The sequence below is a fragment of the Streptomyces sp. NPDC016469 genome (assembly GCF_040632905.1).
Classification (GTDB): domain Bacteria; phylum Actinomycetota; class Actinomycetes; order Streptomycetales; family Streptomycetaceae; genus Streptomyces.
On sequence record NZ_JBEYCQ010000020.1, the window covers coordinates 41484 to 57670 of the forward strand.

The following is a 16187-nucleotide window of genomic DNA, read 5'->3' on the forward strand; positions in this document are numbered from 1 at the left end:
GAAGCGGCGGAGGCGGATTCCCCGCCAGAACGGTCATTTCGCTCCCGTTCGTCAACACGCGATTCGAAAAGCACACTCGAACCATCCCCCGCCAGGGTGACGTAATGTCGCCCTGCCATCACCGGCCGCTACGCTCGCTGCGTGACCCACACCGTGCGCCGTATCGGCCGAACCCTCGCTTTCGTACTGCCCGTCGTCATGGTCCTGTCCGGGACCCTCGCGGTCACCGCCGTGCCGTGGGCAGCCAGCAACTCCGACTCGCAGCTCCTCGCCGCGTCGGCCCGCACCGTCTCCGACGCCAAGGGTGCCGAGGCCGCCGTCAAGCCGCGCGCCCCGCAGGACGTCCTGCGCGACCGGCTCCTCCAGGAGCTCCGCGCCAAGGACCCCGGAGTCGCGCTGACGGACCTCCAGCGCGCCGTCGAAGGGCGCCCGTCCCTCGCCAAGCACTGCATGTCCATCGCGAGGACCCTGGGCAAGGCCGCGGTCGAGAAGTACGGCCCGACGCGCGCGCACCGCTTCTCGCGCCCCGTCTGCGACACCTCGTTCGCCTCGGGCGTCGCCCGGTTCAGCTGACCGACGCACCACTCCCCGCTGCCGGGCACGGCTTATCGTGCCTGGCATGCATACGTTTCCGACGCAGGCCGTGATCCTGGCGGGTGGCCAGGGGTCACGGCTGCGCCCGTATACCGATGACCGCCCCAAGCCGATGGTCGAGATCCCGGGTACCGGGACGCCGATCATCGGCCATCAGCTTTCCTGGCTGGCCGCCGAGGGCGTGACCGACGCCGTGGTGTCGTGCGGGCATCTGGCCGAGGTGCTCCAGGAGTGGCTGGCCGACGCGGTGCTGCCCTTGCGCGTGACGACGGTGGTGGAGTCCGAGCCGCTGGGACGCGGCGGCGGCCTGAAGTACGCGGCGGCGCGGCTGCCCGAGCCGGGCGAGCCGTGGTACGCGACCAACGGGGACATCTGGACGCGGTTCTCGCTGCGCGAGATGGCGGCGTTCCACGCGGAGCGCGACGCGACGGCGACGCTGGCGCTGGCGCGGCCCCGGATTCCGTGGGGCGCGGTGGAGACGGACGCGTTCGGCCACATCACCGACTTCATCGAGGCGCCGCCGTCCCCGTATCTGATCAACGCGGGGGTGTACGTGTTCTCCCCCGCGTTCACGGGAATGCTGCCGGACCGGGGCGACCACGAGCGGACGACGTTCCCCCGCCTGGCCCGCGAACGCCGGCTTGCCGGCTATCCGTTGCCGCACGGGGCGTACTGGCGGGCGATCGACACCGCGAAGGACCTGACGGAGGCCGCCAAGGAGCTGGACGGCCGCTAGGACGTACGGAAACGGGGCGGGCCCGGAGGGTTTCCTCCGGGCCCGCCCCCTGTGCCGCCGCAGGGGTCCTCGGTCAGCCGAGGAGGCCGCCGATCGGGTTGCGGCCCCCGCTGCCGCCGTCGCCGCCGCCCGAGGTGGAGCCGGGGTCGGGGGCGGTGCCGCCGGTGGTGGAGCCGCCGCCGGTGCCGGTGGTCCCGGAGGAGCTGGGGCCGGAGCTGGTGGCGGGGGGCTGCTGGGGGGTGGTCCGCTGCGGGGGCTGCTGGCCGGTGCCCTGGGTCTGGCTGGGCTGTCCGGTGGTCGCGCCCGCCGCCTGGCCCGTTTCGCGGACGCTGTCCGACGAGGGCGTGGAGGCGTCGGCGGACGGGGTGCGGGGAGCGGTGCTGTGGGACGGGGTGGGTTGGTGCCCGGTGGGGCTCTTGGACGCCTTGCCCTTGCGGGACTTGTCGGGGAGGGGCGAGCCGGGGAGCTGGTTGGTGGGCACGCCGTGCGGGCCGGGGACGGTGACGACCTCCGTGGAGCGGACGGCGCCGCCGAGGACGGAGCCGATGAGCAGGGTGAGGCCGACGACGACGCTGGCGACGACCGCGCCCCGGCGCAGGACGCGGCGGCGCAGGTCCCAGATCTCGGAGCGGGGGCCGAGCTTGCGCCAGGCTTCTCCGGCGAGCCGCCCGTCGATGGAGTAGACGGGGGCGCCCGCGATGATCAGGGGGCTCCAGGCGGCGAGGTAGATGATGTCCGGCGCGTCGTAGGCGGCGACGGTGCGCCAGCTGACGGTGACCAGGAGGGCGGCGGACAGCAGGGCGCCGACGGTGGCGGCGACGCGCTGCCAGAGCCCGAGGACGGTGAGGACGCCGACGACGACCTGGAGGAAGGCGATCGAGAGCCCGGCACCGACGGGGTGCGAGAGGGCGAACTCGCGCAGCGGCTCGGCCAGCGCCCACGGGTGGAGCGAGTTGAGCCACTTGACCATCGAGCCGCGCTCGCCGCCGTCGAAGTACACGGGGTCGCAGAGCTTGCCCATGCCGGCGTAGATGGAGATGAAGCCGAGGAAGACCCGCATCGGCAGGAGGACGACGCCGAGGTTCATGCGGCGGCCCGGGTAGTACGCGTGCCGGACGTCGTCGGTGCCGCCCTGGCGCCGCCCCCGGTCCTCCTCGTCGGTGAGGTCGACGGCGGGCTCGTCGTCGTACGGGCCCCGCTCGTCGTAGCCGTCCGGGTCGTACGGGCCGGGGTCGACGGGGTCGTAGGCGCCGACCGCCCGGCGCATGGGGGGCAGCAGGGGGCCGCCGGAGCGGGGTGCGCCGATGACGGGGTTGGGCTGGGTCTCTTCGAGGGGGGACTCGTCGAGGCGCGGGATGACCTGGGTGCCGGCCCCGCCGCGTCCGTGGTCGAACTCGTAGGAGGCGTACGGGTCGTAGGGGTCGTAGGGGTCGTACGCGGCCTCGGGGCGGCCGGCGGTGGAGTTGCGTACGGCCTGGAGGAGTCCGGTGGCGCCGGGGTCGCCGGGGGCGGACCTGCCGCTCCAGACGACGGGGGCGCGGCGGCCGCGTCCGGCTCCGGGGGCGCTCATGGCGGGGATCCTGGGCGCGCCGGCGGGGGTCACACCGCGCAGCCGTGCGCGCTGGCCGGGGGCGAGCTGCACCCGGAAGCTGGCGTGGTTGACGATGACCTGCGCAGGGTCGCAGTCCACCTTGGTCATGCTCAGGGCGGGTAGTTCGTCGAACCGAGGCGTTCTGGTGTCCACACTCATCTAACCGAGTGATGTGTGATTAGGACACTGCCTTGACGGTGTCGAAGGTGTCCGAGACCCGTCAACAGGTGGTGGGGGGTTGCACGGGGGCGCGTGCACGTGCGCGCGCGCCCCCGCGGGGCCCCTCGGACCGGGTCGGTCAGGCGCGGCGGCGCGCGACCTCGTACATGACGATCCCGGCGGCGACACCGGCGTTGAGGGATTCCGCGCCGCCCGGCATGTTGATGCGGACGCGGTAGTCGCAGGTCTCGCCGACGAGGCGGCCGAGGCCCTTGCCCTCGCTGCCGATGACGATGACGACCGGACCGCCGAGCGCTTCGAGGTCCTCGACGGTGTGCTCACCGTCGGCGGCGAGGCCGACGACTGCGATGCCGTCCTTCTTGAACGCTTCGAGGGCCCGGGTCAGGTTGGTGACCTTGGAGACCGGGGTGCGGGCGGCGGTACCGGCCGAGGACTTCCAGGCCCCGGCGGTCATGCCGGCGGCGCGGCGCTCCGGTACGACGACCCCGTGGCCGCCGAAGGCGGAGACGGAGCGGACGATCGCGCCGAGGTTGCGCGGGTCGGTGACACCGTCGAGGGCGACGATGAGCGGGTCCTCGCCGTTGTCGTACGCGGCCTCGAGGAGGTCCTGCGGGTCGGCGTACTCGTAGGGCGGGACCTGGAGGACGAGGCCCTGGTGGTTGAGCCCGCCCGTCATCCGGTCGAGCTCGGGGCGGGGCGCTTCCATCAGGTTGATGTTGCCGCGCTCACCGGCGAGCTGGAGGGCCTCGCGGACGCGCTCGTCGTTGTCGATGTACTGCTGGACGTAGAGCGTGGTGGCGGGCACGCCGTCGCGCAGGGCCTCGAAGACCGGGTTGCGGCCGACGACCATCTCGGAGGTGCCCTTGACGCCGCCGCGCCGGGGGGCTGGGCGGCGGTTGGCGGCCTGCTTGGCCTTGGCGGTCGCGATGCGGTTCTTCTTGTGCTTCTTGCGCTCCTCGGCGGGCGGGGTGGGGCCCTTGCCTTCGAGGCCCCGGCGTCGCTGGCCACCGCTGCCGACCGTGGCGCCCTTCTTGTTGGACGTGCGGCGGTTCCTGCGCTGGCTGTTCCCGGCCATGACCTACCTGTTTCGTTGCTTCGGTCGTGCGTACGTATAAGTGAAGTGTGCCGCCCGGCGGACCGGGCGGCATGCGGTGGGCTACTGGCGGGGGCCGAGTGTCCACCGGGGGCCGGACGGGCTGTCCTCGATGACGAGTCCGGACTGGTTGAGCTGGTCGCGGATCGCGTCGGCGGCGGCCCAGTCCTTGCGGGCGCGGGCGGACTGCCGCTGATCGAGGACGAGGCGGACGAGTGTGTCCACGACGCCGTGCAGGTCGTCGCCGCGGTCGCTCTCACCGGCCCAGTGGTCGTCGAGCGGGTCGAGGCCGAGGACGCCGAGCATGGCGCGGACCTCGGCGAGGCGCGCGACGGCGGCCTCCTTGTCGTCGGCGGCGAGGGCGGAGTTGCCCTGGCGGACCGTGGTGTGGACGATCGCGAGGGCCTGGGGGACGCCGAGGTCGTCGTCCATGGCTTCGGCGAAGGCGGGCGGCACCTCGGCGGCCGGGGCGACGGTCTCCCCGGCCTTCTCGGTGACCCGCTGGATGAAGCCCTCGATGCGGGCGAACGCCGACTCGGCCTCGCGCAGGGCTTCCTCGCTGTACTCGATCATGGACCGGTAGTGCGGGGTGCCCAGGTAGTAGCGCAGGACGATGGGGCGCCAGTTCTTGACCATCTCGCTGACGAGGACGGAGTTGCCGAGGGACTTCGACATCTTCTCGCCGGACATGGTGACCCAGCCGTTGTGCACCCAGTAGCCCGCGAAGTCGTCGCCGAAGGCCTTGGCCTGGGCGATCTCGTTCTCGTGGTGCGGGAAGATCAGGTCGATGCCGCCGCCGTGGATGTCGAAGGCGGTGCCGAGGTACTTGTGGGCCATGGCCGAGCACTCGAGGTGCCAGCCGGGGCGGCCGCGGCCCCAGGGCGTCTCCCAGCTGGGCTCGCCGGGCTTGGACGCCTTCCACATGGCGAAGTCGCGCTGGTCGCGCTTGCCGGTCTCGCCTTCGCCGGAGGGCTGGCGCAGGTCGTCCAGCTCCTGGTTGGACAGCTCCAGATAGCCGGGGAACGAGCGCACGTCGAAGTAGACGTTGCCGTCGGCGGCGTAGGCGTGGCCGCGCTCGATGAGGCCGCGCATCATCTCGATCATCTCCGGGACGTGCCCGGTCGCGCGCGGTTCGTAGGTGGGCGGCAGGCAGCCGAGCGCGTCGTAGCCCGCGTTGAACGCCCGCTCGTTCTCGTAACCGATGGACCACCAGGGGCGGCCCTGCTCGGCGGATTTGGCGATGATCTTGTCGTCGATGTCCGTGACGTTCCGGACGAACGTCACGTCGTAGCCGCGGTGGGCGAACCAGCGCCGCATGATGTCGAAGTTCAGTCCGGACCTGATGTGCCCGATGTGCGGGGCGGCCTGGACGGTAGCGCCACAGAGGTAGATCGAGACACAGCCCGCTGTGAGCGGGACGAAGTCACGGATCTGCCGGGCGCTGGTGTCGTACAGGCGAATAGTCACCCCTCAAGGGTAGTGGGCCCGCACCAGTGCCCCGCGCCCCTGTGGATATTGCGGGCGCAGTTGTTACGGGGGCCTGGCGCGGCGGTTCGAACACGGCTCGCGGGCGCTCCCGCGCGCGGGTCAGCCGGTGCGGTAGACGAGGGCGGTCGCGAGGCCGGCGATGCCCTCGCCGCGTCCGGTGAAGCCGAGCCCGTCGGAGGTGGCGGCGGACAGCGAGACGGGAGCGCCGACGGCGTCGGACAGCACCCGCTGCGCCTCCTCGCGCCGCTTGCCGATCTTCGGGCGTACGCCGACGACCTGGACGGCCACGTTGCCGATCTCGAACCCGGCCGCGCGGACGATGCGGGCGGCCTCGGTGAGCAGGGTGACCCCGGCGGCGCCGGACCACTGGGGGCGTCCGGTGCCGAAGTGCTGCCCGAGGTCGCCGAGGCCGGCGGCGGAGAAGAGCGCGTTGCACGCCGCGTGGGCGACGACGTCCGCGTCGGAGTGGCCGGCCAGGCCGGGGCCCTCGCCGTCCCAGCGCAGCCCGGCGCACCACAGCTCGCGGCCCTCTTCGAAGGCGTGGATGTCGGTGCCGATACCGACGAGCGGGATCACCGGCGCGGGGGCCCGGTCGGGCCCGGGGGTCTCAGAAGCCATCGTTGGCCCTCCTGCGTGCGAGAACCGCCTCGGCCAGGACCAGGTCCAGGGGGCGGGTGACCTTGAACGCCTCTTCGTGTCCGGGGACGACGACGACGGGCGCGCCGAGCTGTTCGACCATGCCGGCGTCGTCGGTCGCGCCCTCGCCGCTGACGGCGACCTGCTCGTGGGCGCGGAGCAGGGTGGCGCGGTCGAAGCCCTGCGGGGTCTGTACGGCCCTGAGCCGGGCGCGGGCCGGGGTGGAGAGCACCGGCTCGGGCGCGCCGGGGGGCCCGGGCTCGACCTCCTTGACGGTGTCGGCGAGCGGCAGGGCGGGAACGACGGCGGGGGCGCCGTCGCGTACGGCCTCGACGACGGCGTCGACGGTGTCCACGGGCACGAGAGGCCGGGCCGCGTCGTGCACCAGGACGGCGGAGATGGTGTCGGGAAGCGCGTCGAGGCCGCGCTTCACGGATTCCTGGCGGGTGTCGGCGCCGGGCACGACGAGGAAGTCGGTGCGTTCCGGCAGGGCGTACTCGTCCAGGAGGTTGCGGACCTCGGTGGCGCCCTCGGGCGGTGCGACGACGACGACCAGGGACACGTGCCGGGAGGCCGCCATGGCGCGTACGGCGTGCACGAGCATGGGCGTACCGCCGAGCGCGCGGAGCGCCTTGGGGGCGCCCGGGCCGAGCCGTACGCCGCGGCCGGCCGCGGGGATCACGGCGGCCGTGCGGTAAGGACGCGGTTGTTCAGACATCGGTTGCACTCCGAGGCTTCGGCATGTTTGTGTCCACGGCCGACGTGGGTATGGCCACAAGCGAGCCGGGCGCTGCGCCATGACTCGACCGGGACCCTTTCCGTGACCCCGGGCGAGCCGGGACACGCCGCGGCCGTTCGGGGTCGGTCTCGCACGCCGGGTTCAGCAAGATCGCGAGCAACGTACCAAGGACATGTACCGGGGGATCGCCGGCAAGTGGCCGGAATTCGCCGCTTGGATTGCGGTATGCCGACGGATCAGGGCCCGGACATGCCGCAGCGCCCGACGACACAGCGTGAATACGGCTGGTCAGCGGGCACCGCGGCACATTTTCTACGGCCGGTGCGATCCGGTCGTCAGGACCGGTGCCATCCGGTTCAGGATGCGAGGACCTCGTCGAGGAGAGCCTCGGCCTTGTCCTCGTTGGTGTTCTCCGCGAGAGCGAGCTCGCTCACCAGAATCTGGCGGGCCTTGGCGAGCATGCGCTTCTCACCTGCGGAGAGTCCGCGCTCACGCTCACGACGCCACAGGTCGCGCACGACTTCGGCGACCTTGATGACATCGCCGGACGCGAGCTTCTCGAGATTTGCCTTGTAGCGCCGGGACCAGTTCGTCGGCTCCTCGGCATACGGTGCGCGCAGCACCTCGAAGACGCGGTCCAGCCCTTCCTGCCCGACTACGTCGCGCACGCCCACGAACTCCGCATTGTCCGCCGGCACACGCACCGTCAAGTCGCCCTGAGCGACCTTGAGCACCAAGTAGGTCTTGTCCACGCCTTTGATCTGGCGAGTTTCGATAGCCTCGATCAGCGCGGCCCCGTGATGGGGATAGACCACGGTGTCGCCAACCTTGAACGTCATGTGACAGGTACCCCTTCCGTGGCTATCAAGCGTAACACGAGAATCGCTACTCCTGAATGGCGTTTTCGCAGGTCAGGGCATATCTCGGGGCTTGACAAGAGAGACGGGGTCGTGCTGCGGAGGGCCCGCGGAAGACGGTATTCGCAGGTCGGAGCGGCTGTCCGACGATGGAGAAACGCGGACGTTACACACCCTCCACCCCGCTTCAAAGGGGTCGAACGTCCCGTTTTGTCGGGTTCCGCTTGCTGAACATTCCGTAGTCCGTTCGGTGATGGACCACCCGTTCGGGCGTAAGTACCGGTGGCCAATGAAATTGATCAACGTACGCCCCCGGCGCGGATTATGCGCAATGAATGCGCCACCGTCCGTGAACAGCGACGAAGCCCGGGGCGAACGCGTGGCCGGAATTTGATCAAGCGCGTTATGTGCAGGGACTGCGAATGTCCGTACGTGTCCGAGGCCCGCGATCACGGGCCCGCCAGGGGCGGGTCGGGTGCGGGGCGGCGGGGAGGGCTCGGTAACCTGACGGCTGACAGACCCTTAGGGCGGCTTTACCCCAGGCGCCCGACCCGTCCGCACCGTCCGCACGTTCAAGGAGTTGCCGCCGCCGTGAGCCGCAGCCTTCGACACGGCGCCCTCGCCGCCACTGCCATCGCGTTCTCGTTCACCGCGCTCACCGCATGCGGCGCGGGCAACAACGCGCAGACGCTCGAGGTCCGGCCGGACAACGCCTCCACCCGGTCCGGCGCCATCAAGGTCCAGAACGCCAACGTCATCACCCAGCCCGAGCGCGACGCCAAGGGCCCGGCGGTCGTCACCGCCACGCTGTTCAACAACGGCTCCAAGCCGGAGACCCTGGACTCCATCACCCTGACGGGCAGCAGCGGCTCCGTGCAGCTGCACCCCGCCGAGGGTTCGGGTCCCGTCGTCGTCCCGGCCGGCGGCCGGGTGATCCTCGGTGGCCGGGGCAACGCCTCCGCCGTGATCGAGAACGGCGACGAGGCCACGGAGAACGGCAACGTGCAGCCGCTGGTCTTCAAGTTCAGCCGTACCGGCGACATCTCGCTGGGCGCCTCCGTCGTCCCGGCGGAGCACTACTTCAAGGGCTTCGGCCCCAGCGCGCTGCCCGAGCCGTCGAAGACGCCGGACGCCTCACCGTCCGGCTCCCCCTCCGGCTCCCCGACCGGGTCCGCGTCGCCGGACGCGTCCGGGAGCCCGTCCGGCGAGCCCGGCGCCACGTCCTCGGCCTCCGCGTCCGGCCAGCCCGGCTGAGCCGCCCCCGCACCGCACATGGCCGAGGCGCCTTCCCCACCCGGGGGAGGCGCCTCGGCCATGTCTCAGGGGCCCGGGCCGGCCTACGGCTCGAACTTGTACCCGAGGCCCCGCACCGTCACCAGGAACCTGGGCGCGCCCGGGTCCGGTTCGATCTTGGCGCGCAGCCGCTTCACGTGGACGTCGAGGGTCTTGGTGTCGCCCACGTAGTCCGCGCCCCAGACCCGGTCGATGAGCTGCATCCGGGTCAGCACCCGGCCCGCGTTGCGCAGCAGCATCTCCAGCAGGTCGAACTCCTTCAGCGGCAGGTCCACCTTGCCGCCTGACACCGTGACGACGTGCCGGTCGACGTCCATGCGGACCGGTCCGGCCTCCAGGGCGGCGGGGGCCACCTCCTCGGGCTCGCCGCGCCGGCGCAGCACGGCCCGGATGCGGGCGACGAGCTCGCGGGAGGAGAAGGGCTTGGTGACGTAGTCGTCGGCCCCTATCTCCAGGCCGACGACCTTGTCGATCTCGCTGTCCTTGGCGGTCACCATGATCACGGGAACGTTGGAGCGGCTGCGCAGCTGGCGGCAGACCTCGGTGCCGGGGAGGCCCGGCAGCATCAGGTCGAGCAGCACGAGGTCGGCGCCGTTGCGCTCGAACTCGTCCAGGCCGTCGGGTCCGGTGGCCGCGATGGCGACCTCGAAGCCTTCCTTGCGGAGCATGTAGGACAGGACGTCGCTGAAGGATTCCTCATCCTCGACGACAAGCACTCGGGTCACGGAAGGGCCTCCGGGGAAGGGAATGAATCGAAGGAGTCGGGGGCGGCGTCCGGGTGGGACGCCTCGCCGTTGACGATGAGCGGGCCGCCGGACGCACGGTCCCGGCCGCGTGCGGAGCCCGCTTCGGGCAGCCGCAGGGTGAAGGTGGAGCCCTGTCCCTCCGAGCTCCACACGGTGACCTCCCCGCCGTGCGAGGCGGCCACGTGTTTGACGATGGCCAGGCCGAGGCCCGTACCACCGGTGGCGCGTGAGCGGGCCGGGTCGACGCGGTAGAAGCGTTCGAAGACCCGTTCCCGGTCCTTCTCGGAGATGCCGATGCCCTGGTCGGTCACGGCGATCTCGATCTCGTCCCCGCCGGGCACGACCACGCGGCGGGCGGCGATGCCGACGCGGGTGCGGGCGGGGCTGTAGTTGACGGCGTTCTCGACCAGGTTGCCCAGGGCCGCGGCGAGCTGGCCGCGGTTCCCCCATATCCGCAGGTCGGCGGTGCCGCCGGCGGCCATGGTGATCTGCTTGGAGCCGGCCTGCTGGCGGCAGCGGTCGATGGCCTCGGCGACCAGCTCGTCCACGCGGACCGGCTCGGCGTCCTCCAGCGGGTCGTCGTTCTGCACCCGGGAGAGGTCGATCAGCTCCTGGACGAGGTTGGTGAGCCGGGTCGCCTCGATCTGCATGCGGCGGGCGAAGTGCTCGACGGCCTCCTGGTCGTCGGAGGCGTCGAGCACGGCCTCCGAGAGCAGGGACAGGGCGCCGGTCGGGGTCTTGAGCTCATGGCTGACGTTGGCGACGAAGTCGCGCCGGACCGCCTCGATGCGGCGGGCCTCGGTGAGGTCCTCCACGAGCAGCAGCACCAGCCGGGAGCCGAGCGGGGCGACCCGCGCGGAGACCGCCAGGGCCTCGCCCCGGCCCGTGCCGCGGCGCGGGAGGTCCAGTTCGACCTGGCGTATCTCGCCGTCGCGGCGGGTGTCCCGCGCCATGTTGAGCATCGGCTCGACGGCGAGGCGGCCGCCCCGGACGAGCCCCAGCGCGTACGCGGCGGAGCTGGCCTTGACGACGCTGTCGCTCTCGTCCAGCACCACCGCGGAGGAGCTGAGCACGGACAGGACCGTGTCGACGCCCGGGGGCAGGGGGGCGCCGCTGACGGGCCGCAGGGAGGTGCGCGTCGGCTTCTTCTGGTCGCGCTCGCTCCAGCGGAACGCCAGCATGGCGATCACACCGGTACCGACACCGGCGATCGCGGCAGCTGCGGCGACCGCCGCGTTCACGTCCATGTGTCCAGGTTATGCGGCACCTCGGACACTCTCCCAGCCGTCCGGGGGCCTCCTCGGCCACTCGTCGCCCAGAGTTCACCGAGGGGCAAGGGCCGGTTCACTTGGCCGGTCGGAACCCGACGCGTACGCCCGTCACGGTGGCGTCGTGGGGTTCGGAGCCGGTCATCGGCGGGCCCCGGCCTCGGTCAAGGACTGGAGAGGGACACCCATGCGTGACGCGTACCACGAGGAACTCGACTCGATCGGCGAGGGCCTGGTCGAGATGGCCCGGCTCGTCGGCTCGGCGATAGGCCGGGCGACGACGGCGATGCTCGACGCCGATCTGAAGCTGGCCGAGTCGGTGATCGCCGCCGACCAGAAGGTGGACGACCTCCAGCACGAGCTGGAGGCGCGGGCCATCGCACTCCTGGCCCGGCAGCAGCCGGTGGCGACCGATCTGCGGATCGTGGTGACGTCGCTGCGGATGAGCGCGGACCTGGAGCGCTCGGGCGACCTGGCCCAGCACGTCGCCAAGCTGGCCCGGCTGCGCTTCCCGCAGGCCGCGGTCCCGCACGACCTGCACGCCACCATCCTGGAGATGGGCCAGCTCGCGCAGCGCCTGATGGCGAAGGCGGCGGAGGTGATCGTCACCAAGGACGTCGATCTCGCGCTCCAGCTGGAGCAGGACGACGACGAGATGGACCTGCTGCACCGCGCGCTGTTCCAGCACCTGATGGACGACCGCTGGAAGCACGGCATCGAGACGGCCGTCGACGTGACGCTGCTCGGCCGCTACTACGAACGGTTCGCCGACCACGCGGTCTCGGTGGCGAAGCGCGTGGTCTACCTGGTGACGGGTGAGCACGCGGACGAGATCCAGCAGCCGGCACCGGTCGAGGGGGCTTAGCCGGCCGAGGGGGCTTCAGAAGCATCCGGCGCGGGAAGGGCGGGGCGCGAGCGGCCCGGCGCACGCCCGCGCGCACGGCTCGCACATACGTTCCTGCGCGTGTGCGCCGTTGATGCGCCCATCTGGGTGGGCATGCAATGGGACGGGGCGGCACGACGTGTCCGTACGCCCCGGTCGCGGGCCCCTGGCGGGCGTGCGGCCCTGTCGTACGCCTTGAGGAGGAACCATGGCCGACTCCCCCATGACCGAACCGGAGCGGGAGGCCCCCGCCGAGGTGGTGCCGCTGACCGTCCTGGGCGCCTGCGGTTGCGGCTCGGGCTGCGGGTGCGGCTGCCAGTCCGGAGCGCCGTGCCAGTGCGGGGGCTGCTCCGGCTGACACCGCCCGGCCGCACGGGTTACGAGGGTGACGCCTCCGCCTTCGTGACCCGTGCCCCGGTCCGCCGCGCCGGTGCGGCGGTCTCCGCCACCGCGGTCTCCCCCGCCGGCAGGCCGCGCATGAGCAGCCAGTACCCGGCGGCGGCCGCCGTGCCCAGGAGGGCGGTGGTCGCCCACAGCCAGCCGGCGCCCAAGTGGTCGATGACCACACCGGACATCAGCGGGGCGATGAGCGCGGCGGCCGACCAGGACAGGGTGTACATGCCCTGGTAGCGGCCCCTGCCGTGGGCCGGGGACAGCTGGACGACCAGGCCGTTCTGCACGGGCGCGTTGATGATCTCCGCGACCGTCCACACGCTGATGGTCAGCGCGTACACCCCGACGGAACCGGCGAACGCGGTCAGCCCGAACCCGTACCCCGCGAGCAGCGAGGAGGCGACGAGCAGGCGCCGCGGGTCGCGGCTCTGGATGAACCGGGTGACGGGGATCTGGAGCACGACGATGAGGACGCCGTTGACGGCGATCGCCGTACCGAAGTCGGAGCTGCTGAGTCCGTCGGTGCCCATGGCCACCGGCAGGCCCACGTAACCCTGCTGGAAGATGAGCGCGATCACGAACGACAGGCCGACGACGCCCATGAACCGTCCGTCGCGCAGCACGGTGGAGAGCCGTACGCCGTCGTCGGCCGGCGCACCGCCGGGCACGGTCGGTGCCGAGCGCTCCGGACGGGATTCCGGCACCTTAAGGAAGACGACGACCGCGCAGACGAGGGTCATCGCGGCCTCGCCGACGAAGCCCGCGCGATAGCTGTACTCGGCGACGAACCCGGCGCCGGCGGAGGAGACCGCGAAGCCGAGGTTGATGGCCCAGTAGTTGAGCGAGAAGGCCCTCACCCGGTCCTTCGCGGGGACGATGTCGGCGATCATCGCCTGGACCGCCGGGCGGGAGGCGTTGCTCGCCATGCCGACGAGGAAGGCGACGCCGGCGATGGCCACCGGGTGCGTCATGAAGCCGAGCACCGCAACCGCGGCGGCGGTGGAGAGCTGGGCGGCGAGCATGGTGGGCCGCCGCCCGATGCGGTCGGTCAGCACCCCGGCCCCGAGCGACGAGACGACCCCGCCGAGCCCGTGGAGCGCGGCGACGAGGCCGGCGTACGAGGCGGAGTAGCCGCGGTCCAGGGTCAGATACAGGGCCATGAAGGTGGCGACGAACGCGCCCAGGCGGTTGACCAGGGTGCTGGTCCACAGCCACCAGAACTCCCTGGGGAGCCCGGAGACGGTTTCCCGGGTGGCACGGGTGGCCCGTCCGAGACCGGTGGCAGACATACGGGTTCCCCCCAGGGACGTACGACGGTTGGGGCCGGGGGAGGTAAGTGGCCCACCGACGGTCCGAACATTACGAATCCGCAGGGCCCGCCTGCCACTCAATTGACGGGCGCCGTCAAACGACGGAAGGCCCCCTCCCGCGGCCCTGTCCGCTCTGTGACCGGTCGCGCGCCGCCCGGACGGGTTCGATTACGCTCGGACTCATGGCCGACGCACCGTACAAGCTGATCCTCCTCCGCCACGGCGAGAGCGAGTGGAACGCGAAGAACCTGTTCACCGGATGGGTGGACGTCAACCTCACCGAGAAGGGCGAGAAGGAGGCGGTCCGCGGCGGTGAGCTGCTGAAGGACGCCGGCCTGCTCCCCGACGTGCTGCACACCTCCCTCCAGAAGCGCGCCATCCGCACCGCCCAGCTCGCGCTGGAGGCCGCGGACCGCCACTGGATCCCCGTACACCGCTCCTGGCGCCTGAACGAGCGCCACTACGGCGCGCTCCAGGGCAAGGACAAGGCCCAGACGCTCGCCGAGTTCGGCGAGGAGCAGTTCATGCTCTGGCGCCGCTCGTACGACACCCCGCCGCCCGCCCTCGAGGACGGCACCGAGTTCTCCCAGAGCGACGACGCGCGCTACGCGACGATCCCGCCGGAGCTGCGCCCGCGCACGGAGTGCCTGAAGGACGTCGTCACGCGCATGCTGCCGTACTGGTACGACGGCATCGTCCCGGACCTCCTCACCGGCCGCACGGTCCTGGTCGCCGCCCACGGCAACAGCCTCCGCGCCCTGGTCAAGCACCTCGACGGCATCTCCGACGCCGACATCGCGGGCCTGAACATCCCCACGGGCATCCCGCTCGCCTACGAACTCGACGCGGACTTCCGCCCCCTGAACCCGGGCGGCACCTACCTCGACCCGGACGCCGCGAAGGCAGCCATCGAGGCCGTGAAGAACCAGGGCAAGAAGAAGTAGCTTTCGCGATCACGCCCCCGACCTGCGCATACGGCGCGGGGCGGGGGCGTTTTCACGGCCTGGGCCCTCGTTGGGCCCTCAGGCCCTCGGGTCCTGCGGCCGGAGCGCTTGCCCGAGAGCCTTGCGGGCCCGGTCGCGGCTGCTCGGCATGAGGTGCGCGTACACCTTGAGCGTCAGCCCGGGGGCGGAGTGCCCGAGGTACTCAGCGAGGGCCTCGATGCTCTCCCCCGCGTCCAGCAGGACGGACGCGTAGAAGTGGCGCAAAGCGTGCATGCCGTGCTCGCGGGCGGCGACGTGCTCGCGTTTTGGCGTTGGGGATGACGCCCACCTTCGCAGGCGCGGGCTTCCAGTGGTCCTCATTCAGCGACGTACGCCAGATGTGCCCACCGTTGGGGCCCGTGAAGATGAGCCGCCGGGTCACCGCCTGGCCATTCGCTCGCATCCACGGGAGTTTGATCTCCACTGGCGGGAACCGCTTCATGTGCTCCTGTAGCGCCTCTGCCACTGGATCGGGCAGGGGTATGTCACGGAGCTTGCCACCCTTGGGGGGCGCGAACACGGCCTTGCTCAGGCTCAGCTTGAGTTGTTGCACCACGTGCAGAGTGCCGCTGTCGAAGTCGATGTCATCGACGGACAGACCAAAGATTTCGCCTTGCCGCAGACCACATCCGGCGCCCACGTCGAGCATGGGCCGGAAGCGCTCGCCCAGGGCGGCGCGCACGGCGAAGACTCGCTCAGGCTCCCAGGGGACGACGCGCCGCGCACCCACGGCCGGCGGGGCCACCGTGCACGAGTTGCAGGGGTTCCGGCGCAGACACCCGTCCTCCACGGCAGCCGAGAGCGCAGCGCGGACGTTGGAGAAGATGACACGTGCGTACGCGCCGGACATGCCCGACGCTTCGAGCTGCGTCACGAACTCCCGGATGTGGCCCGGCTTAGTGCACTTGCTTGGGCCGCTCTACCACCTCCCCGACTCGGACGACCGGCGTAAGGCGCTGGCGGAAGCACGCCGTGTAGTGAAGCCGGGCGGGTTGATCGCTGCTGCCGCGATCAACCGCTACGCGTCGCTCTTCGAGCACGTCACGTACGCACACCTGCACACCGAACGGATTCACGACTCCGTCTCCAAGATTCTTGAGACGGCCGTCTACGACGGTGCACGAGGGTTCACCCTGTCCTACTTCCACCGCGCCGAAGAGCTTGTGGCGGAGCTGACCGCCTCCGGCCTGACAGACGTTCAGATCTTCGGCATCGAGGGGCCCGCGTGGTCCCTCGTGAAAGCGGTCGAGCAACAGCCGGGCGAGGGGCCCACGGACGATCTGATCGCGTCTGGGTTGACGGCGGCCCGGCTGGCGGAGCCCCACCAGGAGCTCCTCGCTGCCAGTTCCCACCTGCTGGCTGTCGGAAGAGCTCCACGCTGAAGTCGGCTGGCAACG

General features: G+C 71.5%; 15 protein-coding genes and 2 pseudogenes. 7 read left to right on the forward strand and 10 right to left on the reverse strand.

The genetic code is table 11. From position 1 onward, the window contains the following. Nucleotides 1-141 precede the first annotated feature (141 nt). Nucleotides 142-573, forward strand: coding sequence for a hypothetical protein (locus ABZ565_RS22860; RefSeq protein ID WP_361029808.1), 432 nt, complete (start codon nt 142-144; stop codon nt 571-573). 46 nt (nt 574-619) lie between these two features. Continuing rightward, nucleotides 620-1330, forward strand: a complete 711-nt coding sequence (locus ABZ565_RS22865) for a nucleotidyltransferase family protein (protein ID WP_361029811.1) — start codon at nt 620-622, stop codon at nt 1328-1330. Nucleotides 1331-1403: 73 nt separating this feature from the next. Here the strand turns inward: ABZ565_RS22865 and ABZ565_RS22870 are convergent, their stop codons facing one another. The 6 genes from ABZ565_RS22870 to ABZ565_RS22895 all read right to left on the reverse strand — a co-directional run bounded on the left by ABZ565_RS22870 (nt 1404) and on the right by ABZ565_RS22895 (nt 7896). Then, nucleotides 1404-3029: a DoxX family membrane protein gene (locus ABZ565_RS22870; protein WP_361029814.1), complete on the reverse strand. Its 1626-nt coding sequence runs from the start codon at nt 3027-3029 to the stop codon at nt 1404-1406. Between the two features lie 190 nt (nt 3030-3219). After that, nucleotides 3220-4176, reverse strand: a complete 957-nt coding sequence (gene rlmB, locus ABZ565_RS22875; RefSeq protein ID WP_361029817.1) for a 23S rRNA (guanosine(2251)-2'-O)-methyltransferase RlmB — start codon at nt 4174-4176, stop codon at nt 3220-3222. 81 nt (nt 4177-4257) lie between these two features. Continuing rightward, nucleotides 4258-5661 (reverse strand): cysteine--tRNA ligase, encoded by a 1404-nt coding sequence (gene cysS / locus ABZ565_RS22880; protein ID WP_361029820.1) that lies wholly within the window; start codon nt 5659-5661, stop codon nt 4258-4260. A 120-nt stretch (nt 5662-5781) separates the two neighbouring features. Continuing rightward, nucleotides 5782-6300, reverse strand: a complete 519-nt coding sequence (gene ispF / locus ABZ565_RS22885) for a 2-C-methyl-D-erythritol 2,4-cyclodiphosphate synthase (RefSeq protein ID WP_361029823.1) — start codon at nt 6298-6300, stop codon at nt 5782-5784. Further along, entirely contained in the window at nt 6290-7036 is a 747-nt protein-coding gene (ispD, locus tag ABZ565_RS22890; protein WP_361029826.1) for a 2-C-methyl-D-erythritol 4-phosphate cytidylyltransferase, read from the reverse strand. Before ispD ends, ispF begins: the two co-directional genes overlap by 11 nt. Before the next feature lie 377 nt (nt 7037-7413). Continuing rightward, entirely contained in the window at nt 7414-7896 is a 483-nt protein-coding gene (locus tag ABZ565_RS22895; RefSeq protein ID WP_006380568.1) for a CarD family transcriptional regulator, read from the reverse strand. Between the two features lie 609 nt (nt 7897-8505). Here ABZ565_RS22895 and ABZ565_RS22900 point away from each other — a divergent pair. Beyond that, nucleotides 8506-9168 (forward strand): DUF461 domain-containing protein, encoded by a 663-nt coding sequence (locus ABZ565_RS22900; RefSeq protein ID WP_361029829.1) that lies wholly within the window; start codon nt 8506-8508, stop codon nt 9166-9168. Nucleotides 9169-9251: 83 nt separating this feature from the next. On the opposite strand, the gene ABZ565_RS22905 is transcribed toward ABZ565_RS22900, so the two are convergent. Further along, nucleotides 9252-9932: a response regulator transcription factor gene (locus tag ABZ565_RS22905; RefSeq protein WP_018519642.1), complete on the reverse strand. Its 681-nt coding sequence runs from the start codon at nt 9930-9932 to the stop codon at nt 9252-9254. Beyond that, complete coding sequence (locus ABZ565_RS22910) at nt 9929-11200, reverse strand: ATP-binding protein (RefSeq protein ID WP_361029832.1); 1272 nt, start codon at nt 11198-11200, stop codon at nt 9929-9931. The genes ABZ565_RS22905 and ABZ565_RS22910 overlap by 4 nt, the downstream gene beginning before the upstream one ends. 208 nt (nt 11201-11408) lie before the next feature. On the opposite strand from ABZ565_RS22910, the gene phoU reads away from it, so the two are divergent. Both phoU and ABZ565_RS22920 read left to right on the forward strand, forming a co-directional pair. After that, on the forward strand, nt 11409-12086 hold the full coding sequence (phoU, locus tag ABZ565_RS22915; protein ID WP_361029835.1) for a phosphate signaling complex protein PhoU: 678 nt from the start codon (nt 11409-11411) through the stop codon (nt 12084-12086). A 226-nt stretch (nt 12087-12312) separates the two neighbouring features. Then, entirely contained in the window at nt 12313-12462 is a 150-nt protein-coding gene (locus tag ABZ565_RS22920; RefSeq protein WP_185992863.1) for a hypothetical protein, read from the forward strand. 19 nt (nt 12463-12481) lie between these two features. On the opposite strand, the gene ABZ565_RS22925 is transcribed toward ABZ565_RS22920, so the two are convergent. Next, nucleotides 12482-13786: an MFS transporter gene (locus ABZ565_RS22925; protein WP_361029838.1), complete on the reverse strand. Its 1305-nt coding sequence runs from the start codon at nt 13784-13786 to the stop codon at nt 12482-12484. Between the two features lie 203 nt (nt 13787-13989). On the opposite strand from ABZ565_RS22925, the gene ABZ565_RS22930 reads away from it, so the two are divergent. After that, nucleotides 13990-14751, forward strand: coding sequence for a phosphoglyceromutase (locus tag ABZ565_RS22930; protein WP_361029841.1), 762 nt, complete (start codon nt 13990-13992; stop codon nt 14749-14751). Between the two features lie 78 nt (nt 14752-14829). On the opposite strand, the pseudogene ABZ565_RS22935 reads toward ABZ565_RS22930, so the two are convergent. Next, nucleotides 14830-15688, reverse strand: a pseudogene (locus ABZ565_RS22935) (site-specific integrase); the annotation flags it as partial. Between the two features lie 7 nt (nt 15689-15695). Between ABZ565_RS22935 and ABZ565_RS22940 the strand changes: the two are divergent. After that, a pseudogene (locus ABZ565_RS22940) lies at nt 15696-16172 on the forward strand (SAM-dependent methyltransferase); the annotation flags it as partial. Between the last annotated feature and the right edge of the window lie 15 nt (nt 16173-16187).

Coding starts and splice junctions, on each gene's coding strand:
- ABZ565_RS22870 (WP_361029814.1), bottom strand. CDS start 3,029: ATGACCAAGGTGGACTGCGACCCTGCGCAGGTCATCGTCAACCACGCC.
- rlmB (WP_361029817.1), bottom strand. CDS start 4,176: ATGGCCGGGAACAGCCAGCGCAGGAACCGCCGCACGTCCAACAAGAAG.
- ABZ565_RS22895 (WP_006380568.1), bottom strand. CDS start 7,896: ATGACGTTCAAGGTTGGCGACACCGTGGTCTATCCCCATCACGGGGCC.
- ABZ565_RS22910 (WP_361029832.1), bottom strand. CDS start 11,200: ATGGACGTGAACGCGGCGGTCGCCGCAGCTGCCGCGATCGCCGGTGTC.
- ispF (WP_361029823.1), bottom strand. CDS start 6,300: ATGGCTTCTGAGACCCCCGGGCCCGACCGGGCCCCCGCGCCGGTGATC.
- phoU (WP_361029835.1), top strand. CDS start 11,409: ATGCGTGACGCGTACCACGAGGAACTCGACTCGATCGGCGAGGGCCTG.
- ABZ565_RS22925 (WP_361029838.1), bottom strand. CDS start 13,786: ATGTCTGCCACCGGTCTCGGACGGGCCACCCGTGCCACCCGGGAAACC.
- ispD (WP_361029826.1), bottom strand. CDS start 7,036: ATGTCTGAACAACCGCGTCCTTACCGCACGGCCGCCGTGATCCCCGCG.
- ABZ565_RS22920 (WP_185992863.1), top strand. CDS start 12,313: ATGGCCGACTCCCCCATGACCGAACCGGAGCGGGAGGCCCCCGCCGAG.
- ABZ565_RS22865 (WP_361029811.1), top strand. CDS start 620: ATGCATACGTTTCCGACGCAGGCCGTGATCCTGGCGGGTGGCCAGGGG.
- ABZ565_RS22930 (WP_361029841.1), top strand. CDS start 13,990: ATGGCCGACGCACCGTACAAGCTGATCCTCCTCCGCCACGGCGAGAGC.